This is a genomic window from Sphaerotilus sp., assembly GCF_013299175.1.
GTDB lineage: Bacteria > Pseudomonadota > Gammaproteobacteria > Burkholderiales > Burkholderiaceae_C > Sphaerotilus.
This window is the reverse complement of the sequence record NZ_JAAFKF010000012.1, coordinates 32,447-54,437: the sequence shown is the minus strand read 5'-3', so window position 1 is coordinate 54,437 and position 21,991 is coordinate 32,447. Positions and strand designations below refer to the sequence as shown.

At 66.5% G+C, this 21,991-nt stretch carries 16 protein-coding genes and 1 pseudogene; 7 read left to right on the top strand and 10 right to left on the bottom strand.

Annotation, left to right across the window (positions count from 1 at the left end):
- Window positions 1-1,169, top strand: a 1,169-nt coding sequence (locus QZW52_RS03895) for a bifunctional diguanylate cyclase/phosphodiesterase (RefSeq protein WP_293995530.1), incomplete at its 5' end; no start/stop codon positions are given.
- 95 nt (window positions 1,170-1,264) lie between these two features.
- On the opposite strand, the gene QZW52_RS03890 is transcribed toward QZW52_RS03895, so the two are convergent.
- From QZW52_RS03890 to QZW52_RS03875, 4 genes are all read right to left on the bottom strand, one after another.
- Window positions 1,265-7,852: a Calx-beta domain-containing protein gene (locus QZW52_RS03890; RefSeq protein ID WP_293995527.1), complete on the bottom strand. Its 6,588-nt coding sequence runs from the start codon at window positions 7,850-7,852 to the stop codon at window positions 1,265-1,267.
- Between the two features lie 238 nt (window positions 7,853-8,090).
- A complete protein-coding gene (locus tag QZW52_RS03885; RefSeq protein ID WP_293995526.1) occupies window positions 8,091-9,524 on the bottom strand; it encodes an HlyD family type I secretion periplasmic adaptor subunit in 1,434 nt (477 codons plus the stop codon).
- Entirely contained in the window at window positions 9,521-11,701 is a 2,181-nt protein-coding gene (locus QZW52_RS03880) for a type I secretion system permease/ATPase (protein WP_293995525.1), read from the bottom strand. Before QZW52_RS03880 ends, QZW52_RS03885 begins: the two co-directional genes overlap by 4 nt.
- Before the next feature lie 26 nt (window positions 11,702-11,727).
- On the bottom strand, window positions 11,728-12,273 hold the full coding sequence (locus QZW52_RS03875) for an NUDIX hydrolase (RefSeq protein ID WP_293995523.1): 546 nt from the start codon (window positions 12,271-12,273) through the stop codon (window positions 11,728-11,730).
- 73 nt (window positions 12,274-12,346) lie between these two features.
- Here QZW52_RS03875 and maiA point away from each other — a divergent pair, with 73 nt between their 5' ends.
- Both maiA and pgeF read left to right on the top strand, forming a co-directional pair.
- Window positions 12,347-12,988, top strand: coding sequence for a maleylacetoacetate isomerase (gene maiA / locus QZW52_RS03870; protein WP_293995521.1), 642 nt, complete (start codon window positions 12,347-12,349; stop codon window positions 12,986-12,988).
- Window positions 12,975-13,793 (top strand): peptidoglycan editing factor PgeF, encoded by an 819-nt coding sequence (gene pgeF / locus QZW52_RS03865; RefSeq protein ID WP_363226082.1) that lies wholly within the window; start codon window positions 12,975-12,977, stop codon window positions 13,791-13,793. Before maiA ends, pgeF begins: the two co-directional genes overlap by 14 nt.
- Before the next feature lie 18 nt (window positions 13,794-13,811).
- On the opposite strand, the pseudogene QZW52_RS03860 reads toward pgeF, so the two are convergent.
- Window positions 13,812-14,006 (bottom strand): annotated as a pseudogene (locus tag QZW52_RS03860) (hypothetical protein); the annotation flags it as partial.
- A gap of 103 nt (window positions 14,007-14,109) precedes the next feature.
- Between QZW52_RS03860 and phaC the strand changes: the two are divergent.
- From phaC to phbB, 3 genes are all read left to right on the top strand, one after another.
- Window positions 14,110-15,777: a class I poly(R)-hydroxyalkanoic acid synthase gene (phaC, locus tag QZW52_RS03855; RefSeq protein ID WP_293995517.1), complete on the top strand. Its 1,668-nt coding sequence runs from the start codon at window positions 14,110-14,112 to the stop codon at window positions 15,775-15,777.
- 46 nt (window positions 15,778-15,823) lie between these two features.
- On the top strand, window positions 15,824-17,002 hold the full coding sequence (locus QZW52_RS03850) for an acetyl-CoA C-acetyltransferase (RefSeq protein WP_293995515.1): 1,179 nt from the start codon (window positions 15,824-15,826) through the stop codon (window positions 17,000-17,002).
- Between the two features lie 67 nt (window positions 17,003-17,069).
- Window positions 17,070-17,807, top strand: a complete 738-nt coding sequence (gene phbB / locus QZW52_RS03845; protein WP_293995512.1) for an acetoacetyl-CoA reductase — start codon at window positions 17,070-17,072, stop codon at window positions 17,805-17,807.
- 21 nt (window positions 17,808-17,828) lie between these two features.
- Here phbB and QZW52_RS03840 read toward each other — a convergent pair whose 3' ends face one another.
- Complete coding sequence (locus QZW52_RS03840; RefSeq protein ID WP_293995509.1) at window positions 17,829-18,128, bottom strand: hypothetical protein; 300 nt, start codon at window positions 18,126-18,128, stop codon at window positions 17,829-17,831.
- Window positions 18,129-18,236: 108 nt separating this feature from the next.
- On the bottom strand, window positions 18,237-18,929 hold the full coding sequence (gene lexA / locus QZW52_RS03835; protein WP_293995507.1) for a transcriptional repressor LexA: 693 nt from the start codon (window positions 18,927-18,929) through the stop codon (window positions 18,237-18,239).
- 100 nt (window positions 18,930-19,029) lie between these two features.
- Here lexA and QZW52_RS03830 point away from each other — a divergent pair, with 100 nt between their 5' ends.
- On the top strand, window positions 19,030-20,004 hold the full coding sequence (locus QZW52_RS03830; protein WP_293995505.1) for an asparaginase: 975 nt from the start codon (window positions 19,030-19,032) through the stop codon (window positions 20,002-20,004).
- A gap of 11 nt (window positions 20,005-20,015) precedes the next feature.
- Here QZW52_RS03830 and QZW52_RS03825 read toward each other — a convergent pair whose 3' ends face one another.
- The 3 genes from QZW52_RS03825 to QZW52_RS03815 all read right to left on the bottom strand — a co-directional run bounded on the left by QZW52_RS03825 (window position 20,016) and on the right by QZW52_RS03815 (window position 21,969).
- Window positions 20,016-20,441, bottom strand: a complete 426-nt coding sequence (locus QZW52_RS03825) for an organic hydroperoxide resistance protein (RefSeq protein ID WP_293995502.1) — start codon at window positions 20,439-20,441, stop codon at window positions 20,016-20,018.
- An 11-nt stretch (window positions 20,442-20,452) separates the two neighbouring features.
- Window positions 20,453-20,947 (bottom strand): MarR family winged helix-turn-helix transcriptional regulator, encoded by a 495-nt coding sequence (locus QZW52_RS03820; RefSeq protein WP_293995499.1) that lies wholly within the window; start codon window positions 20,945-20,947, stop codon window positions 20,453-20,455.
- Window positions 20,948-21,045: 98 nt separating this feature from the next.
- On the bottom strand, window positions 21,046-21,969 hold the full coding sequence (locus tag QZW52_RS03815) for a DMT family transporter (RefSeq protein ID WP_293995497.1): 924 nt from the start codon (window positions 21,967-21,969) through the stop codon (window positions 21,046-21,048).
- Window positions 21,970-21,991: the final 22 nt, after the last annotated feature.

Below are 21,991 nucleotides of genomic sequence, written 5' to 3'. Positions count from 1 at the left end.
GGCGGCATTTCCTGGCGAGCTTCGAATCGCACCTGGGCCGCGAGGAATCGTCCGCGTCAGCACAACTGGTGCTGGTGCGGGTGCGGCGGCTGGCCGACGTGAACCGGGCGCTTGGCCACCAGCGCACGGACCAACTGCTGCGTGCCATGGCCCATGCCCTCGGGGAGCCGAACGCGAACGGCGTGGCGGTGTCGTGCCACGGGCGCTTGAACGGCTCGGATTTCGCGGTGATCTATCCCCATGCCAATGAGCGGGACGATCCGGCGGTGGAAATGCTGGAGCGCCTGCGCCGTTGTCTGGCGGACACGCCGGGCGTGGCGGTGGTCGTGTCTTCGGTGGGGTGCCGCATCGGGACCACGGTGCCGGAGCTGCTGACCAAGGCCGACATGGGGTTGGCGGACGCCGAGGCGAAAGGCGATTTCGCGTATGTCGCCAACGGGCTGGAGCCTGCCCCGATCCAGGGCGGTGAGGACACCTGGCGCAAGGCGTTGCAGGCGACGTTGCTGGCCGCGCGGGTGCAGTTGATGCAGTTCCCGGTCAGCGACCGCACGGGGGCGGTGATCCACATGGAATGCCCGATGCGGCTGCAGCTCGAAGCGAACGGGCCGTTCGAGCCGGCGGCGCGCTGGCTGCCGTTTGCGCTGCGCACGGGCATGAGCTGTGATGTGGACATGGCGGCGGTGGCGCTGGCGGTCACGGCGATTGCGTCGGACGGTCGGCCGCGGGGCGTGAACCTGTCGCCGCAGTCACTGGCGCATCCGCAGTTCTTGCCGCGTCTGCGCGAGCGGATCGTGGCGGCGGGGGCATCGGCGCGGCAGTTGTGGGTCGAGGTGGACGAGTCGGCGCTGGAGCGGCATCCGGATGCGCTGATCGAGCTGTGTCGCCAGTTGCGCCCGCACGGTGTCCATCTGGGGCTGGAGCACGCGGGTGATCGCCTGTCGTCGATCGGGCTGTTGCTGGAGCCGGGGCTGGACTACGTGAAGATCGCGTCCAGCTGGGCGAGCGGTGTGCGGCATGACGCAGCACGGCGCGCGTGGCTGCGCAGCTCGGTGGCGATGCTGCACGGCGTCGGGTTGAAGGTGTTCGTGGAGGGGGTGCAGGATGCCGAGGATCTGCCGGAGCTGTGGGCCTGCGGGGTGGATGGGGTGACGGGGCCGGCCGTGAAGTGAGCGGGATGCTCGGGACATGAAAAAACCGTCTTGGTGGAATGCCAAGGCGGTTTTTGTGCGTCTGGGTGACACCCCTTGCGGGGTGTGCGGGACGCTCAGTTGTCCACGATCAGTTTGCCCTGGGTCAGCAGGGTGGAGATGATCTGGGTGTCTGTGGCGGTGTTGGCCAGGCCCAGCGAGGCACGCAGATCGACGCCCGACAGCACGATGGTCTGGTCTTCGGCTGCGGCGCTGTAGTTGCCGCCGGCGAAGGCGCCGGTGGAGCTGACGTGGATGGTGGTCGTGGCCGCGCCGCCGCTGCCGGCGAAGGTGAACTCCAGGTAGTTTTCCAGCGTGGTGGTCCGCTCGCCGGAGAGCAGGTCGCGCAGGTCGATGATGTCGCCGCCGGCGGAGGGGAGGCTGGGGTTGAAGTCGGTGATGGTGTCGATGGCGGGGGTGCCGCGGGCGCCGCCGTCGTTGAGATTCCATGCAAACACATCCGAACCTAGGCCCCCAGTCAGAGTGTCATTTGCCACACCTCCAAGAACCCAGTCGTTGTCAATGCCGCCATCAAGAGTGTCCGAGCCCGTGCCTCCGTCGAGGCTGTCATTGCCAGCCAAGCCGCTGAGCAGGTCGTTGCCATCACCACCATAGATTTCGTCTTGACCGCCTCCCCCAGTGAGAACGTTGTTTCCTAGCGATGCTGGGGTACCGACATGAACGATGATTTGAGCTGTTTGGGTATCACCATCTTTGTCGGAAAGAGTGTAGCTCATCGTTTCTACTGTGTCTGTCGCGAGTGATGTAGGGATTCGATATTCATATGTGCCGTCGTTCATGTCAATGATGAATCGACCATGATGAGCCGTGTTGACAGTTAGTACATAGGCTTTCTCTGTCTGGCTTATCATCGACGTGTCAAATTTGTAATCGCCCGTGCCGCCGCTGGTGGTTATCGTGTTGGATAGATTTTTCCATGAATAGGTGATCCCATCAACGGTGACTGTCTTGATGTAACCGCCGTCTGCACCAATTTGTCCACCCTTCCCAATTTTTCCGCCAGTCACTAACTCTCCACTAGGGATCGGCACCGTGCCTTGCATGACGGAGTTAAGTTGTGATAGGTCAGTCACTACTTTTGCATTGGTGTTGACGCCGTCTCGTCCATTCCAGGCGATTGGATTCAGCTCCGACAAGGTTGCATCTGTTGTCATGCCGACAGCAAACGCATTCATCTGGTTCGCTGATGCAAAATTTACCCATGCTTGCTCATCGGCGCTGTCGATGCCTATGGTTCCGCTTGATTGATTTGGATTGCCATCCGACAAGAAATAAGCTACGTTTTGTCCCGTTGCAATTTTTCCCGAGGTCGCGAAAGCCGCCCTCGCGACTGCTAGGGCGTCGTCATAGTCTGTGTCTCCGTCACCTTGGGTAAGGTTGTTCAGCTCTTGCTTGGCGTTGGCTGCTGTCAGCCACGTAGATCCAATAGAGGTCGCTGTGCCGGTACCGGCGAACGTCACCAAACGAATCGCTATGTCTCCAAATTCTTTGTAGGCATCAATGATATTGATCAGAGCTTCACGGGCCTTATCCAAACGTGTGACACTTCCTGTGTCGGCGACGTAAGTGTTCATTGATCCAGAAAGATCAAGCATGATCAATATATTGGTATCCTGTATCCGGACACCACTGGTCTGAGTCGAAATCAAAGAGGGTGCATCATCTTCTATGGTGAGGGACAGCGTTCCCGTGGTGCTGAGTTGTCCGTCGTTGGCGGTCACGTTAAGTGCGACGCTGAGCGCATCCTCTCCTCGGGCGGGGTGATCGAATGGCCCCTTCAGGGTGACTGTGTATTTGCCTGAATTATCAATTACGGCTGTCAGAATGGTTGTGCCTTCTGCCAGTTTCCCCTCCAAGGTCTGGGTTCCCATTCCTGACCAGACGATTTTTTTGCCGTCTGATGTATATGAGCCCGTCGGCGCCAAACCCCAATTAACTGTAGTCGAACTTCCTTCTACGTCAGACACCGCTATGGTGCCTCTTAAAACTTCCGAATTGGTTGTGTCAATCGCCCCTGCCGTGTCTGGAATTCCTCCAGTCAAACCCTCTTCCGAGACATTGCCCGCTGCATTTGCGATCGTCGGCGCATCATTAACTGGCGTGATCGTCAGCGTCAGCGTGCTCGTCACCGAGTTGACGCCGTCGCTCACGGTGTAGGTGATGACCGGCACCGCGCCGTCGTAGTTGGGCAGCGGGGTGAAGGTGTAGACGCCGGTCGGGGCGATGGTGATCGTGCCGACGCCGGGAATCGTCGCGGTGGTGCCCGGCGTGTAGGGCGTGCCGCCGATGCTGAAGCCGGTGACGGTGAGCGGGTCGCCGTTGGCGTCGCTGTCGTTGGTCAGCACGGTGCCGGTGATCGGCGTGTCCTCGTCGGCGCGGCCGGTGTCGGGCAGCGCGACCGGGGCCACGTCATCGTCGCGGATGTCACCCGTGCCGGTGGCGGTCGGCGTGCGCGTGGTGCCGGCCGTGGTCGTGGCCGTCAGCGTGAAGGCTTCCGAGGGCTCGATCACCTTGTCGTTGTTCAGCGGCGTGCGCACCAGCAACGACAGGCTGCCGGGCGCAAAGGTGGCCGTGGTCGCATCCACCCAGGTGGTGCCGCGGTCCGTCGAGACCTGCAGGTTGTTGCTGCCGGTGCTGCCGTAGTCGGCGCCCAGCCCCAGTGCGGTCCCATCCGAGAGCGCCAGACCGACCGTGGTGGCCGTCGCCGAAGGATTGCTCAGCGTCAGCGTGAACACGGCATGGCGGCCCGCGTCGTTTTCCACCACAGGCAGGCTGTTGATCGCCACCAGCGGGCGGTCGTCGTCCATCGGCGTGCCGGTGGGCGTGTCCGGCGACAGGGGGCCGCCCGTGCCGTCGTCCTTGATGGTGCCGATGCCAACACCGTCGGCGATGGTGGCGTTCGTCGGCGAGGTCAGGTTGACCGTGAAGGTCTCGTCCCCCTCGAAGACGGCCGGCAAGTCATTGCGGATCGGGATGGAAATGGTCTTGCTGGTCTCGCCGGGAGCGAAGGTCAGCGTGCCGGTCTGCGCGGTGTAGTCGCCCGGCTGGACCGCGGTGCCATCGGCCGTGTTGTAGGTGACAGTCACCGGCATCTTGGCTGTGTTGCTCAGCGTCACCGTGAAGACCGCCGACTTCGACGCCTCGTTGACGGTCACGTCGCCGATCGAGAACGACGGCTTGTCGTTGTCCGGGGTCACGCCCGGCGGGACGGTGCCCGTGCCGTCATCCACGATGGTGCCGATGCCGGTGCCGTCCTTCTCGGCATCCACGCCAGCGCCGGCGGTGTTGACCGTGGCGTTGGTCGGGTCGGTCAGGATGATCTGGAAGGTCTCGGCGCCTTCGTACTGGGTATCGTTGTGGATCGTGACCGCGATGGTCTTGGTCGTCTCGCCCGGCGCGAAGGTGAGCGTGCCCGGCACAACGTCGTAGTCGAGTCCGATTTCAGCCGTGCCGTTGATGCTGGTGTACTTGACCGTGACCGGCAAGTCCGAAGCGTTCGACAGCTTCACCGTGAAGATCGCAGAACTCGACGCTTCGTTGACCAGCACATCGTTGATCGTGACGAGCGGCTTTTCGTTGTCGGGCGGCGTGCCAGGCGGCACCGTGCCGGTGCCGTCGTCGTTGATCGTGCCCAGACCGGTCGGATCGTCGAGCACGATGGTGCCGCTCGGGCTGCGCAGGTTGACGGTGAAGGTTTCCGGGCCTTCGTAGATGGGCTTTGCCGGGTCTGCTTCGTTGAGGATCGGGACCGTGATGGTCTTGGTCTTCTCGCCCGGCGCAAAGGTCAGCGAGCCAGCGACAGCGGTGAAATCGAATCCGGCCTTGGCTGTGCCGTCCGTGGTGTCGAAGTTCAGCGTCAGTGGCATCGTGGCCGTGCCAGTCAGCGTGACGGTGAAGGTGGCCGTGCCCGCTGCCTCGTTGACCACCACATCGTCGATCGTGGCGTGCGGGCGGTCGTCGGTCGGTGTCTTGTCGGGCGGGACGGTGCCGGTGCCATCGTCCATGATGGTGCCCAGGCCCTGCGGATCGACAATCAACGCGTTGGCGCTGGCGCCACTGAGGTTGACCGTGAAGGTTTCCGGGCCTTCGTAGACCCGGTCCTCGGCGATCGGCACCGTGATGGTCTTGGTCACTTCCCCCGGCGCGAAGGTCAGCGTGCCCGATCGGGCGGTGTAGTCGGCGCCGTTGGTGGCCGTGCCGTCCGCGGTGGCGTAGCTGACCGTCACCGGGGTGGACGACGGGCCGGACAGGGTGACAGTGAACGTGGCCGTGCCGGTGCCTTCGTTGACGGTCTGGTCGTCGATGGTGAGTCCGGGCAGATCGAAGACGGTGGCGGTGCCGGTGGCCTTGGCGTTGGAGGTGCCGCCGGCCGGGGCGGTGGTGGTGGCGGTCAGGGAGAAGGTTTCGCCCGAGTCGTCGATGGTGTCGGCGATCACCGGAGTCCGCACCAGCACGCTGGTTTTGCCCGCGGCGAACGTGGCGCTGGTGGCGTTGGTCCAGGTGGTGCCGCCGTCCGTGGAGACCTGCAGGTTGCTGGTGCCGGTGCTGCCGTAATCGATGCCCGCACCCTTGGCGGTGCCGTCGGCCAGGGCCAGCGTGACCGTGGTGGCCAGACCGGATGCCTTGTCCAGCGTCACGTTGAAGGTGGCAAAACCGGCCGATTCGGGCACGTTCACGTCGGTGACGGCCAGCTTCGGGGCATCTTTGTTGACACCGTTGTCGAGCAGGCCGTCATCGGCGATGTCCGTGACCACACTGGCCCGCGCCGTGTCGATCACCGCACCAGACGGCGTTTCGATCTTGACGGTGAAGGCTTCCTTGCCCTCCAGCAGGTTGTCGTTGAGGATTGGCACCAGGACGGTCTTGCTGATCTCTCCCGGTGCAAAGGTCAGCACCAGGTCCACGGCGGTGTAGTCACTGCCGGCCAGGGCCACGCCATCGGCGGTTTTCACCGTGACCTTCACGGGCACGGTCGATGCGTGGGTCAGGCTGACGGTGTAGGCGGCGTTGCCGATGGCCTCATCGACGATCGCCGGACCAGAGATCGACGCAATCGGGGCGTCCTCGATGGTGCCGGTGCCGTAGATGGGTCCAGGATCGGCCGGCGCCTTGACATCGAGGAAGATGGTTTCGCTGGTCTCCGGGTTCTGGTCCGGCACGGTCGGCACCCGCACGATGAGCGTGTCCGTGCCCGGCGGGACGGTGACGGTCGTGCCGGTGATGGGCGTGAAGGTCTTGCCGCCGTCGAAGGAGACTTCCAGCGGCCCGGTGTCCGTGCCCACGGTGCCGGTGCCCGAGCGCGGCACCACGTCGAGCACGGTCGGCGTGGTCGAGGGGTGGGTCAGCGTGATGGCGAAGTCGAGCGGCTGGCCTTCCTGCGTGGTCGGGCTGGAGACGGTGCCGACCCGCGGCCGGTCGTCGTCGGTGCCGCCGGTGCCCTGGCCGTCGTCCCGGATGGTGCCGAGCACGTCCGGGTTGGGCAGGCCCGCGTTGACCGGCTCGCTCAGGGTCAGCTTGAACGTTTCGGGGCCTTCGTAGACGGTGTCGGGAAGGATCGGCACCGAGATGGTCTTGGAGGTCTCGCCGGGCGCGAAGGTGAGCACGCCCGTGGTGGGGGTGTAGTCGCTGCCTGCGGTGGCCGTGCCGTCCGACGTGGTGTAGCGCACCGTGACCGTGTCCTTCGACGGCTCGGACAGCGTCACCGTGAACACCGCTTGCCCGGCGTTTTCGTTGACGGTGACAGGGGCCACCTTCTGGAAGAAGGGCAGCGTGTCGGTGGGATCGTCCAGGATGGTGGCGGTGCCGACCGGCCGGGTGACGTTGACATCGCCGGCCAGCAGCGTGGTGGTGAGCGTGAACGTCTCGTTCGGCTCGTGCAGGAGGTCATTCGCGATCGGTGTGCGGACCAGCGCGCTCAGGCTGCCGGCCGGGATCGTCACGCTGTTCGCCGGTGCCCAGGTCACGCCGTTGTCGAGCGAGACCTCCAGGTTGGCCGGTGTGCCCGAGGTGCCGTAGTCGATGCCGCCGCCTTGCGCCGTGCCGTCCGACAGCGCCAGACCGAGCGTGGTGGCGCTGCCCGAGGGGCGGGCGAGCGTGACCGTGAACACGGCATGCCCGGCGTTTTCCGCCACGGTCACGTCGTTCACCGACACGGCCGGCAAGCCGCTGCCCGCCGCCAGGGCAGCCGCCGTGACGCCCACCAGCGAGGCGGCCGATGCGGCTGCCGCACTGAAGTTGAAGTCCGCCTGGCTGACCACCTCGATCACCCGCCCGACACGCTCGGCGTTGTTGAGCGAGCCATCTTCGCCGCCGGTCATGCCGGTGCCGGTTGGCTCCAGCCCATCGCGGTCCACCTGTGCTGGCACCCGTGCCAGCCGGTCGCCATCGACCTCCAGTTGCACGATGCCGTTCTGCGAGGTCAGGATCACGTAGCCCTTGCGGACCATCTCGCCGACCTGCAGCGCGCGCACCGCACCGTCCGGCGTGCGGACCACGGCCTCGCCCCAGATGCCCACCACCATGCCTTCGGGCAGGCGGGCCGGCACGTAGCTCGGGTCCAGCGTCAGGCGCTGCAGGCTTTGCAGCAGGCTGGACTTGCCGGTGGGAGCGGCGGATTTCAGGGCAGTGGCTTTGATGGTGGCCATGGAGATCTTTCAGTTCGACGAGGCAACCCCGTCAGAATAGACCAAACGCAGTTTCGTTAACGCGCCGAATACGCCAAAAACCGTGACTTGATGCACTGGCGTGCGCAGTCCGAGCAGGATAACGAAGATAGAGGCGCGTGGTGAGCGCCTGGCGCCTGGCCAAGAAAAAGCCCCTCGGATGAGGGGCTGGTCGGCAGGCAGACAGGCAAGCAAGGCGGGCGCAGGGTCTCCGGCTGCGTCAGCGTTCCCGCATCGCATACGCCTTGGCCTTGAGCACCGGCTTGAGCAGGTAGGACAGCACCGTCTTCTTGCCCGTCAGGATGTCCACCTCGGCCGTCATGCCGGGGATGATGGGCTGGCTCTCGCTGAAGCGGGGCTGGGCGGTGCGGACCTTGACGATGTAGAAGGCGTTGCCCTTCTCGTCGAGCTGGGTGTCGGGGCTGATGTTCTCGACCTTGGCTTCCAGGCCACCGTAGATCGAGAAATCGTAGGCCGTGAACTTGACGGTGGCGAGCTGGTTGGGGTGCAGGAAGGCGATGTCCTTGGGCTGCACCTTGGCTTCGAGCACCAGCGCATCGTCCACGGGCACGATCTCCACGATGTCCTTGCCGGGCTGCACCACGCCGCCGACCGTGTTCGCCAGCAAGCGTTGCACCCGGCCACGCACCGGCGACTTCACGCTCGACTTGTCCACCTTGTCCACCAGCGCCGCAGCCCCCTGGTTCATGGCGTTGAGCTTGCCCAGGACATCCGAGAGATCGCGCCGCGCTTCGTTGCGGAAGGTGATTTCGGTCTCCTGTGCCTTGCGGCGTGATTCGCCGATCGCCGCCTGCGCGCGGGCCATGTTGGCGGCGGCCTGCTCCATCTCGCCCCGGTAGCGGCTGATTTCGCGCTCCAGCCGCAGCACCTCGACCTCCGACACCGCGCCGGTGGCCAGCAGCGGCTTGGTGCGGCGCAGCTCGTTCTGGGAAATGTCGATCGAGCGTTGCGCGGACGAGCGCCGGGCCTGTGCCTCGGAGACCTCCTGCTGGCGCTGGGCACCTTGTTGCTGCACCACGGACAGCATCGACTGCAGCTCCGACATCCGCGACAGGTAGAGGTTGCGTTCCTCGGCAATGATGCGGTCCTCGTCCTCGCCGCCATTGCCCTTCGGGGGCTTGAAGGCGCCCCCCTCGGCAAGCGATTTCAGGCGCGCTTCCTTGACCTTCAGCGCGAACACATTGGCCGCACTTTCGTTGACGCCCGAGGTGGCGCGGGTTTCGTCCACCTTGAGCAGCAACTGTCCGGCCTCGACCTCCTGGCCTTCCTTGACCAGGATTTCGGAGACCACACCGCCATCCAGCGACTGCACCACCTGCAACTGCCGCGAGGGGATGACGCGGCCGTCGCCCTTGGTCACTTCGTCGATCTCGGCGAATCCGGCCCAGACGATGAGCAGCACGACGATGACCAGTGCGGAGCGCACGATGCGCTGGGCGCGGGCGGTCTTCTGGCTCGACATGATGTCGGCGGCCTCGTGCTCGAAGTCGCGCAAGCCTTGCGGCCCGGCGCCATCGGCGACGGTCTTGCCGAACAGGGCACGGGTGATGGCACCGAGGCGGGCGGACCAGCGGTTGGAGGTCTCCGCTGGTGCGTTGGGTGTGTTCGGGGTATTGGGGGTATTGGCGCTCATGCGGCCCTCGCGATGCGGCCCGCTTGCAGGGCTTCCAGGATGCGGTCACGCGGACCATCGGCGACGACCTTGCCCTGGTCCACCACGATGACGCGGTCCACCATGGCCAGCATCGAGGTGCGGTGCGTGACCAGCACGACCGTCTTGCCCTGGGCGAACTCGGTGACCTTGCGGGTGACCTGTGCCTCGGTGGAGAAGTCCATCGCGCTGGTCGGCTCGTCCAGCAGCAGCAGCGGCGCGTTGTGCAGCACCGCACGCGCCAGGCCCACGCTCTGGCGCTGGCCGCCCGAGAGCAGCTCGCCGCGTTCGCCCACCGGCATGTCGAAGCCGCGCGGGTGGCGGTTGACGAACTCGGTCATGCAGGCGGTCTCGGCGGCGGCCAGCACGGCGGTCTCGTCCGCGTAGGGCAGGCCCAGCGTGATGTTCTCGCGCAGCGAGCCGTAGAACAGCGTCACGTCCTGCGACACATAGCCCAGGTTGCGGCGCACGTCGGCAGGATCGAGCTGGCGCAGGTCGATGCCGTCGAGCAGCACGGCCCCCGACGTGGGCTGGTACAGCCCGAGCATCAGCTTCTGCAGCGTCGTCTTGCCCGAGCCGACACGGCCGATCAGCGCCACGCGCTCGCCCGGCTGGATGCGAAAACTCACGCCATCGAGCACCGGATCGTCGCGGCCGGGGTAGGCGAACTTGATGTCGCGGAACTCGATGTCGCCCTTCAGCTCGCGCCGGTGCAGGAAGTGCTGGCCCGCCTCGCGCTCGACCGGATTGGCCATCACCTTGTTGAGCGACTCCAGCGCGGTGCGTGCGCCCTGGTACTGCATCATCAGCCCGACGATCTGCCCGGCCGGGGCCAGTGCGCGCGAGCTGAGCGTGGTGCAGGCGATCAGCGCGCCCATCGTCAGCTCGCGCTGCGAGATCAGGTAGACGCCGATCAGCACGATGCTGAGGTTGACGACCTGCGACAGCCAGTTGGTGCCGTAGCTGGCCGAGCTGGACAGCGAGCGCATCCGCACATTGGTCTGGGCGAGGAACTGGTTGGCGCGCTCCCAGCGCGACTGGATGACGCTCTCGGCGGCCTGCGTCTTGATGGTCTCGATGCCAGTGAGGGCTTCGACCAGGGTGGCGTTGCGCTGGGCACTGGCCTGGTAGGTGGTCTGCGACAGTTCGTGCAGGCGGTGCTGCAACAGGTAGCCCAGGCCCAGGATCAGCACGAACGCCAGCAGCACCGGCAGCACCATCCAGGGCGATATCCACGCCATCACGCCCAGGAAGATCAGCGCGAAGGGCAGGTCGATCAGCGCCGTCACCGTGCTCGACGCAATGAAATCGCGCACCGACTCGAAGCCACGCAGGTTCGAGGCGAACGAGCCGACCGACTGCGGCCGGTGCTCCAGCCGCATGCCCAGCACCCGCTCCATCAGCACCGAGGAGAGCTGCACATCGATGCGTGCGCTCGCCTCATCGACGAAGTGGCTGCGCAGCTTGCGCATGTAGACATCGGCCAGCAGCACCAGCATCAGCCCGACCGCCAGCACCCACAGTGTCTCGATGGCATGGTTGGGCACGACACGGTCGTAGACGTTCATCGTGAAGATCGGAAACGCCAGCGCGAACACGTTGATCAGCAGCGCCGCCCACAGCACGTCGCGGTAGACCAGCCGCTGGCTGAGCACGGCGCTCCAGAACCAGTGCCCCTGCTGCGTGGCGCGGACCTCGGGTGTGCGCTCGTCGAAGCGGAAATGCGGACGCACGTACAGCACCACGCCGCTGTAGCGCCGCGCCAGATCCTTGCGCGCCATGACCACGGCGCCTTGCCCGGTTTCCGGCATGAGGACGCGGGCGTCGCCTTCCGCAGTCCAGCCCAGCAGCACGCAGGCGTCGTTGCCGCGCAGGATCAGCACCGCCGGCAGCGTGGCGGCGTCGATCTTGTTCGGCTTGATGCGCTGGAGCTTGCTGAACATGCCGGCACGCTGGGCGGCGCGCTCGGCCAGGGTGAGGGTGAGCCGGCCGTCTTCCAGCGGCAGGCCAGCCGACAGTGACGCACGCGATGCGTTGACGCCATGCAGCCGACAGACTTCGAGCAGGCAGTCGAGCAGCGGGTCGGGGTGGAGCAGGTCTTCGCGCAGGCGCTCGGTGGCGGCGTCGCGGGCCGCTGCGACAGGACGTGGAGGGTTCATGTGGGAGGCGGTGAACGCTGAAATGCTCAGCCGATATCGGCACAGTGCAGGCCGTATTGACCGCGGGCGCGGTCCTCGAAATAACGCTCCAGCGTCACCCGCACGGTGCGGAACGCCAGGTCATGCCAGGGGATGTCCTGCTGGCGGAACAGCCGGGCCTCGATGGTTTCCGGGCCAGGATCGAAGACGGTATCCAGCAGGGCTGCGCGGTAGAACAGATGCACTTGCCCGACCTTGACGACGTTGAGCACCGTGTAGAGGTCCAGCAGCTCGATGTGCGCACCCGCCTCCTCGACGGTCTCGCGGGCGGCCCCTTCGGCCAGCGTCTCGCCGAGTTCCATGAAGCCGGCGGGCAGGGTCCAGAACCCGTGGCGCGGCTCGATGTTGCGCCGGCACAGCAGCACCTGATCCTCCCAGAAGGGCACTGTACCCACCACGTTGAGCGGGTTTTCGTAGTGGATCGTGGCGCAAGCCGTGCAGATGGCTCGCTCCCGGTTGTCGGCGGCAGGGACTTGGTACTGGACCTCGGACCCGCACTCCCGGCAGTGCTTGATACGTCGCGGCAATGGCATGGGGGCAGTGTATCGCCTGCTTCGCATGGCATGATCTGAAACAAACTGCCTGAGCCAAGAGGAGCCGTTCACCATGGAGCTTTACAGCTATTTCCGTTCGTCCGCCTCGTTTCGGGTGCGCATTGCGCTGGCGCTGAAGTCGCTTCCCTACGACTACCGCACCGTGCATCTGGTGCGCAACGAGCAGTCCGGCCCGGAGTACGCGGCCGTTTCGCCGCAACGTCTGGTGCCGTTGCTGCGCGATGGCGAGGCCACGCTGACGCAATCGATGGCGATCATCGAATACCTCGACGAGGTGCATCCCGAGCCGCCGCTGATGCCTGCGGACCCGCTGGGCCGCGCGCGGGTGCGCTCGCTGTCGCAGGACATCGCCTGCGAGATCCACCCGCTCGACAACCTGCGCGTGCTGCGCTATCTGGTCAAGGAACTCGGGGCCAGCGAAGATGCCAAGAACGCCTGGTACCGGCACTGGGTCGAGGTGGGGCTGGAGGTGGTGGAGCGCCAGTTGTGCGACCACCCGGCCACGGGCGCCTTCTGCCACGGCGACGCGCCGACGATGGCCGACTGCGTGCTGGTGCCGCAGATCTTCAACGCGCAGCGGTTCGACTGCCGGCTCGACCATGTGCCGACCGTGATGCGCGTCTTCGAGACTTGCATGGACCTGCCAGCGTTTCAGGCTGCGCAGCCTTCCGCTTGCCCGGATGCCGATGCCTGAGCCGCTGGAGGCTGGCATGCAGGCCAACTGGTGGCGCCCGGCGTTCTCGCATCCCCGTGTGGGCGCCTTGATGACCGGGCGCTCCGGCGGCGTGGGGGTGGCGCCGTTTGACAGCTTCAATCTTCGCCCTGGACTCGGGGACGATCCGCTGGTGGTGCAGGCCAACCGGGCGCGGCTGCAGGCCACCGTCGGTCTGCCCACCCAGTTGCTCACGCAGGTCCACGGCGCAGCGGTTCACACCCTGCACGGCGCCACTGGCGAGGGTGATGCGTTGCCCGTGGCCGATGCGGTGGTGACGGATGCGACCGAGGCGGCGTGCGAGATCCAGGTGGCGGACTGTCTGCCGGTCCTGTTCGCCCATGTGGGCGGGCGGGCGGTGGGGGCGGCGCATGCGGGCTGGCGTGGACTGGCCGGTGGGGTGCTGGAGGCGACGCTGGCACGGATCTGTGCCCTGGCCGAGGCACCGCCGCAGGACATCGAGTGCTGGCTGGGGCCTTGCATCGGGCCGACGCGCTTCGAGGTGGGCGCGGAGGTGCTGCAGGCGTTCGGGGCCTCGCCCGACGCGCCGGGGCCACGGTTCCAGCCGCGGGCGCCGGACGTGCCGGGCAAGTGGTGGGCCGATCTGCCCGGACTGGCCCGGCAGCGGCTGGCGCAGGCGGGGGTGGCGCGGCTGGCGGGCAACGACGGCTCGGGTGCGTGGTGTACCTTGGGCCACCCAGAACGCTACTTTTCCTACCGCCACGCCAGCCGTGCCGGCCAGACCGGTCACACGGGACGCATGGCGGCCCTGGTCTGGCTGCGTTGATCAGGGCGACGGCGGCTCCTGCGCCTGTTCCTCGGCCAGCCGCTTCTTGCGGCGCAGCGGCGTGCCCATCAGATAGAGCACCAGCGACAGCGGCCCGACCCCGTAGAGCAGCAGCGTCACGAAGGCGCCGAGCAGGGTGCCGTTCGGGTGGGTGGCTTCGGCCAGCGCCATCATCAACGTGACATAAAGCCACGCAATTGCGACCAAGTACATGGGGATTTTCCGCTATCTGACGCGTTGCCGCGAGCAAGGTGCTTGTATGGGTACGGAATGCATAATGCCTCTGAATGCAGTTTTCATGCACCGGAGCAGATGAATGAACCCGTTTGGCAAGCCCATGTTCAACGCCCCCGACATGGGGCAGGATGTCGCCGGTCTGTTCAAGACCCTGTCGCAATTGCAGATTCCTCCCACGGAATTCGCCCGCATCCAGGGCGAGTACCTGCGCGAGGCAGGTGAACTCTGGAACGCCAGCCTGGGCAGTGGCGGCAAGGTGGCGCTGCCCAAGGACCGCCGTTTCTCTGCCCCCGAGTGGAGCGACAACCCGCTGGCCGGCTTCTCGGCGGCGACGTATCTGCTCAACGCCCGCACGCTGATGGCGCTGGCCGACGTGGTGCAGGGCGATGCCAAGACCCGTGCCCGCATCCGCTTTGCCGTCGAGCAGTGGGTCGATGCCTCGGCGCCGTCGAATTACCTGGCGCTCAACCCGGAGGCGCTGAAAAAAGCGGTGGACTCCAAGGGCGAGAGCCTGACACAAGGCATGCACCACCTGCTGGGCGACCTGAAGCAGGGCCATGTGTCGCAGACCGACGAGTCGCTGTTCGAGGTGGGCCGCAACGTGGCCACCACCGAAGGTGCGGTGGTGTTCGAGAACGCCCTGTTCCAGCTCATCGAATACAAGCCGCTGACCGCGCAGGTGTTCGACAAGCCGATGCTGTTCGTGCCGCCTTGCATCAACAAGTTCTACATCCTTGACCTGCAGCCCGACAACTCGCTCATCCGCTACACCGTCGAGCAGGGCCACCGCCTGTTCGTCGTGAGCTGGCGCAACCCGACCGACGACATGGCGGCGGTGACATGGGACGACTACATCGAGCAGGCCGCCATCGAGGCGATCCATGTCACGCAGGCGATCACGGGCGCCAAGACGCTGGACATGCTGGGCTTCTGCGTCGGCGGCACGATCCTGTCCACCGCGCTGGCCGTGCTGGCGGCGCGGGGCGAGCAGCCGGCGGCGAGCCTGACCCTGCTGACCACGCTGCTCGATTTCAGCAACACCGGCATCCTCGACATCTTTGTCGATGAGGCATCGGTGCGCCTGCGCGAGATGACCATCGGCCCGGAGGCGCCCCAAGGCCCCGGCATGCTCAAGGGCAAGGAGCTGGCCAGCACCTTCAGCTTCCTGCGTCCGAACGATCTGGTCTGGAACTACGTGGTGGGCAACTACCTCAAGGGGGAGACGCCGCCGCCGTTCGACCTGCTGTACTGGAACTCCGACAGCACCAACTTGCCGGGCGCGATGTACTGCTGGTACCTGCGCCACACCTACCTGCAGAACCAGTTGAAGGTGCCCGGTGCGCTGACCGTGTGTGGCGAGAAGGTCGATCTCGGCGCGATCGAGGCACCGGTCTACCTGTATGCGTCGCGCGAAGACCACATCGTGCCCTGGGATTCGGCCTTCCAGAGCACGCGGCTGTTCAGCGGCGCGCGCCGCTTCGTGCTCGGAGCGTCTGGCCACATTGCCGGCGTCGTCAATCCCCCGGCCAAGAAGAAGCGCAACTACTGGACCAACGACGCTGCCGCCGATTCCGCGCAAGGGTGGTTCGACGCCGCCACCAGCCACCCGGGAAGCTGGTGGACCGACTGGTCGGATTGGCTGGTGCCGCACGCCGGCAAGAAGAAGACGGCCCCCAAGTCCTTCGGCAACCGCCAGCACAAGGCGATCGAGCCGGCGCCGGGCCGCTACGTCAAGGCCAAGGTCTGACTGGGATACAGTCTCGTCCGTTCAATTTTCACACTTGGAGCATTGCATGATGGACATCGTGATCGTCGCCGCCGCCCGCACCGCGGTGGGCAAATTTGGTGGCAGCCTGGCCAAGACCGCCGCGCCGGAACTCGGCGCCACCGTGGTGCGCGCGCTGCTGCAGCGTTCGGGCCTCTCGGGCGAGCAGATCGGCGAGCTGATCTTCGGTCAGGTGCTGACCGCCGGCTCCGGTCAGAATCCCGCCCGCCAGACCGTCATCAAGTCCGGCCTGCCCCAGGGCGTGCCGGCCATGACCATCAACAAGGTCTGCGGCTCTGGCCTGAAGGCGGTGATGCTGGGCGCCCAGGCCATCCGCGACGGTGACAGCGAGATCGTGATCGCCGGCGGCCAGGAAAACATGAGCATGAGCCCGCACGTGCTGGCGGGTTCGCGCGACGGCCAGCGCATGGGCGACTGGAAGATGGTCGATTCGATGATCGTCGATGGCTTGTGGGATGTGTACAACCAGTACCACATGGGCACCACCGCCGAGAACATCGCCAAGAAGTACGGCATCACCCGCGAGATGCAGGATGCGCTGGCGCTGGCCTCGCAGCAGAAGGCCGCCGCTGCCCAGGAAGCCGGCAAGTTCAAGGACGAAATCGCCGCCGTGTCGATTCCGCAGCGCAAGGGCGACCCGGTCGTCTTCGACAGTGACGAGTTCATCAACCGCCGGTCCACCGCCGACGCGCTGGCCGGTCTGCGCCCCGCCTTCGACAAGTCGGGCAGCGTCACGGCCGGCAATGCGTCCGGCCTGAACGACGGCGCTGCGGGTGTCGTGCTGATGTCGGCGGCCAAGGCTGCCGCTCTCGGGCTGACCCCGCTGGCCCGCATCGCCAGCTACGCCAGTGCCGGTCTGGATCCCGCTTACATGGGCATGGGCCCGGTGCCGGCCGCACGCAAGGCGCTGCAGCGCGCGGGCTGGTCGCCGGCCGATCTGGACCTGCTCGAAATCAACGAAGCCTTCGCTGCGCAAGCCTGCGCCGTCCACCAGGAAATGGGCTGGGACACCAGCAAGGTCAACGTCAACGGCGGCGCCATCGCCATCGGCCACCCGATCGGCGCGTCTGGCTGCCGCATTCTGGTCACGCTGCTGCACGAGATGCAGCGCCGCGACGCGAAGAAGGGCATCGCCTCGCTGTGCATCGGCGGCGGCATGGGTGTGGCGCTGACGGTCGAGCGTTGAGCGCGGCTGGACAGCACGCGCGGCACACCAGTTTTCACAACACGGTTCACACCACGAGGAGATTCACATGAGTCAAAAAGTTGCATACGTCACCGGTGGCATGGGTGGCATCGGAACCGCGATCTGCCGCCGCCTGCACAAGGACGGCCTCAAGGTCATCGCTGGTTGCGGCCCGACGCGCGATGCGCAGAAGTGGCTCGATGAGCAGGCCGCGGCCGGCTACACCTTCCACGCCTCCGTGGGCAACGTGGCGAGCTGGGACTCGACCGTCGAAGCCTTCGAGCGCGCCAAGGCCGAGCACGGCATCATCGACGTGCTGGTCAACAACGCCGGCATCACCAAGGACCGCATGTTCCTGAAGATGACCCGTGACGACTGGGACATGGTCATCGACACCAACCTGAACAGCATGTTCAACGTCACCAAGCAGGTGGTCGCGGACATGGTGGCCAAGGGCTGGGGCCGGATCATCCAGATCAGCTCGGTCAACGGCGAGAAGGGCCAGTCGGGCCAGACCAACTACTCGGCGGCCAAGGCCGGCATGCACGGCTTCACGATGGCCCTGGCGCAGGAAATGGCCAGCAAGGGTGTCACGGTCAACACCGTCAGCCCCGGCTACATCGGCACCGACATGGTCCGCGCCATCAAGCCGGAAGTGCTGGAGAAGATCGTTGCCACCATTCCCGTGAAGCGCCTGGGCACGCCGGGAGAAATCGGCGCGATCGTGGCGTGGCTGGCGGGTGACGATTCGGGCTTCACCACGGGTGCGGACTTCAGTTGCAACGGCGGCCTGCACATGGGCTGAGCGGGCTGCGCGTGTTCTGCCTCACTGGACGGCGATCAGCGCGTCCAGTGCCGCGCAGACCTCGCGCATGCTGCCGCTGATCCGCACGCGCTGGTGGTCGTGCGGATCGATGTGGAGGTGGACCCTCTCGCACTCGACTGGGTTGGTCGTGCGCGGTGCGTTGTCCGGCTCGGGTGTCGGAGCGATGGCCTGCAGATCGGCCAGCACGGTGTCGATCGACGGCCGCTGGCGCATCATGGGCAGCGCCATCCTGCGCAGCGCGTGCGGGACCGCGTGCCACGCAGCACGTCGCGGACGCAGCGGAATGAACCGTGGGTGCATGGATGACCTCCTGGAGGTCGATGGAGCTGGCGCATGACCAGAGCTATCGACCGGCGTTGGGATGACTTGACCGCGCAATCGCCTGCGCAGGTGATGGGCCCGGGCGGGCTAGCCCGGCAGCGTGTTGCGGATCAACCCGACGGCCAGCCCTTCCAGGCTGAAGTCGGTGCTGCCCGCGGGCACCTGGATGGTCTGGAAATCGGGGTTCTCGGGCAGCAGCTCGATGCCAGCCGCAGTGCGGCGGAACCGCTTGACCGTGACCTCGTCGCCCAGCCGGGCCACGACGATCTGGCCGTTCTTGGCGTCGCTGGCCTTCTGGACGGCCAGCAGATCGCCGTCGAGGATGCCGGCGTCGCGCATGCTCATGCCGCGCACCTTGAGCAGGTAGTCGGGCTTGCTGGTGAACAGGTAGGACTCGACGGAGAAGGTGCGCTCGATGTGCTCCTGCGCCAGGATCGGGCTGCCTGCCGCCACCCGGCCCACCAGCGGCAGGTTCAGCGACAGCAGCGCCGCCGGCACCGCCTCGAACACCAGCTCGTCACTGGCCCGCAAGCGTGCGGCGTTGAGCCGGCGCAATGTGTCAGACTTGACCCGGATGCCCCGCGAGGTACCGCTCACCAGATCGATCACGCCCTTGCGGGCCAGCGCCTTGAGGTGTTCCTCGGCGGCGTTGGGCGAGCGGTAGCCCAGCTCGGAGGCGATCTCGGCGCGGGTGGGCGGCGCGCCGGTGCGCTCGATGGCGCGCTGGATCAGCTCCAGAATCTGTTGCTGTCGGTTGGTGAGCTTGGGGCTGTCGTCCACGGGTTCCTCGCTATGCGGTGACGTTGCCTGGATGTCCGTGTCGGCCGCTTGTCGGCTGAGAAAACATCCAGTACCTGTATTTTTATCCAGCCCAACGCAAATGACAAGCATTGATTCGAACCCGACCAGCGCCCCGCGGCACATCGTCGTGCTGGGAACCGGCGGCACGCTGGCCGGCATGGCCACCAGCGCCGAGGACAACGTCGGCTACACGGCCGGCCAGGTGGCGGTGTCGCAACTGCTCGCGGCCGTGCCGGCGCTGCAGCGGCGCTGTGCCGAGGGCTGGTCGATCGAGTCGGAGCAGGTGGCCCAGCTCGACAGCAAGGACATGAGCCACGCCGTCTGGCGCCGGCTGGCCGAGCGCGTGCAGTGGCACCTGGACCGCCCCGAGGTCGATGGCATCGTCGTCACCCACGGCACCGACACGCTGGAGGAGACCGGCTACCTGCTGCAGCGCGTGCTCGCGCCGACCAAGCCGGTGGTGCTGACCGCCGCGATGCGTCCGGCCAGCGCCGCCCAGCCCGATGGCCCGCAGAACCTCGCGGACGCTGTCACGGTGGCCGGGCAGGTGGGTGCCCGTGGCGTGGTGGCCGTGCTGGCGGGCAAGGTCTGGCTGGGTTCCGAGGTGCGCAAGGTCCATCCCTACCGACCGGATGCCTTCGATGCGGGTGACGCGGGACCGCTGGCGCATGTCGAGGAGGGTCGGCTGCGGTTGCTGCGCGACTGGCCGACGGGTACGCCGCTCGGGCTGCAGGTGCTGGCCGCCGACATCTGGCCCGAGGTGCAGATCGTGGTGAGCCACGCCGGCGCGGATGGCCGGGTGGTGGACCTGCTGATGGAGGCGGGCGTGCAAGGGGTGGTGGTCGCGGCCACCGGCAATGGCACGGTCCACCACGACCTGCAGGCCGCGCTCCTGCGGGCGCAGTCGGCGGGTGTGGCGGTGGTGCGGGCCTTGCGGGGCGGGGCGGGGTGCATTGTCCCGACCGGTCATGACCTGGTGCCCGACGCTGGCGCGCTCACGGCGGCACAGGCCCGCGTCGAGGTGCTGCTGCGGCTGCTCTCGCGGCGGGCCTGAGGGGCCAGGCGTCAGACCACGTTCAAGGTGACGTCGATGTTGCCGCGGGTGGCGTTCGAGTAGGGGCACACGGTGTGCGCGGCCTGCACGAGGCCCTCGGCGCTGTCGCGGTCCATGCCCGGAATGCTGACATTCAGCGTCACCTGGATGCCGAAACCGGTCGGGATCGGGCCGATGCCGACTTCCGAGGCGATCGAGGTGGCGGCAGGCAGGGCGACCTTTTTCTGTCCGGCGACGAACTTCATCGCGCCCAGGAAGCAGGCGGCGTAGCCGGCGGCGAAGAGCTGTTCGGGGTTGGTGCCGGCGCCGTCGTCGCCGCCAAGGCCCTTGGGCACGGAGAGCTTGACGCTCAGGCGGCTGTCGTCGCTGGCGGCGCCGCCGTCGCGGCCTCCGGTGGCGGTGGCGCGGGCGGTGTAGAGGACTTTGTCGAGGGACATGGTGCAACCTTTCAGGTCGGGGTGGGGGAACGGAATTGGGCGAGTGCCTGGCGCAACCGGTGCAACTCGCCGGTGAGGGCGCCGATCTCGTCGAGCGAGCAGCCGACGGATGACGCCAGTTGCGGCGGGATGGCCTCGGCCTGCTGGCGCAGGGTGGCGCCGGCGGGGGTGAGGTACACATCGACGCGTCGCTCGTCTTCGTGGTTGCGCTGGCGGCGGATCAGTCGGGCGGCTTCGAGGCGCTTGAGCAGTGGCGTCAGCGTGCCGGAGTCGAGTGACAGTGCCTCGCCCAGCGCACCGACGCTGCGGCCGTCCTGCTGCCAGAGAGCCAGCATCACCAGGTACTGTGGATAGGTCAGCCCAAGCGGCTCCAGCAGCGGCCGGTAGCGTTTGGTCATCGCCAGCGAGGCCGAGTACAGCGCGAAGCACAGTTGGCGGTCGAGGGCCAGCCAGCCGGGGGCACTGCGGTCGTCACCGTCGGGGTGGCTGTGGGGTGCGTCGTTCATGGTGGGTGCAGTTTAATTGTGTGCAATACAATTGTTGGAAATATGGGATTGTGTTGCCGCATGAGGTGCCGCTGTCGGCAGGGGGCGAGGCTGGACCGTCAGGCGGACTGGCGCTCCGGCCAGGTGGCCAGCAGCACCCCCAGCATCGCCAGTGCGAACGCGCCGGCCTGTGCCGCGCTGAACGATTCGCCCAGCAGCAGCACCCCCACCGCCGTCGCCGACACCGGCAGCATCACCGTGAACACCCCGGCGCGCGCGGCTGGCACTTGGCGCAGCCCGGTCATCCAGAGCCAGACCGTGACCATGCTCGCCGCGATGGCGTAAAACAGCAGCAAGGTCCAGGTGGGGAGCGTCACACGGCTGAAATCGAACGACAGCGCCTGCCACAGCCCCAGCGGCGTGACCAGTGCCAGCCCCCAGAGATTGACCAGCGCGCTGATGCGGCGCGGGCCGAGGGTGCCGGAGAGCTTCTTGCCGATCACGACATAGCTGGCTTCGCAGCACACGGCGCCGATGAGCAGCGCCGTGCCGAGCCACGGGTCGGCGGACGGGGTGGCGGCGCCATGCCGCTTGCTCCAGGAGACCAGCGCGATGCCTGCCACCGCACAGCCGATCCCCGCCAGCACGCGCCCGGTGAGCCGCTCGCCCAGAAAGATCCGCGACATCAGCGCCACCACGCCAGGCAACGCGGCCATCACCACGCCCGCCGCCAGCGCCGTGCTCAGCGAAATGCCGTACAGCATGAAGACCGAGAACAGGAAATTGCCCAGAAAGCTTTCCAGAAACAACAGCACCCGGTCTTGCGCCACCATCGGCGCCTCGTCCTGCGGTCGCCGCAGCCACCCCGCCATCGCCACCGCCGCGATGCCAAAACGCAGCCAAGCCAGCAGGAACACCGGAAAGACCGCCACCAGCAGCTTCGACAACCCCACATAGCTGCCCACCAGGGCCATGCTGCCGGCCAGACAGAGGTAGGCCCAGCGCAGGCTGGTCATCGGGGTGATTGCGGTGGCGTGTGTCATGCAGATGCTTGAAAATGCTGCG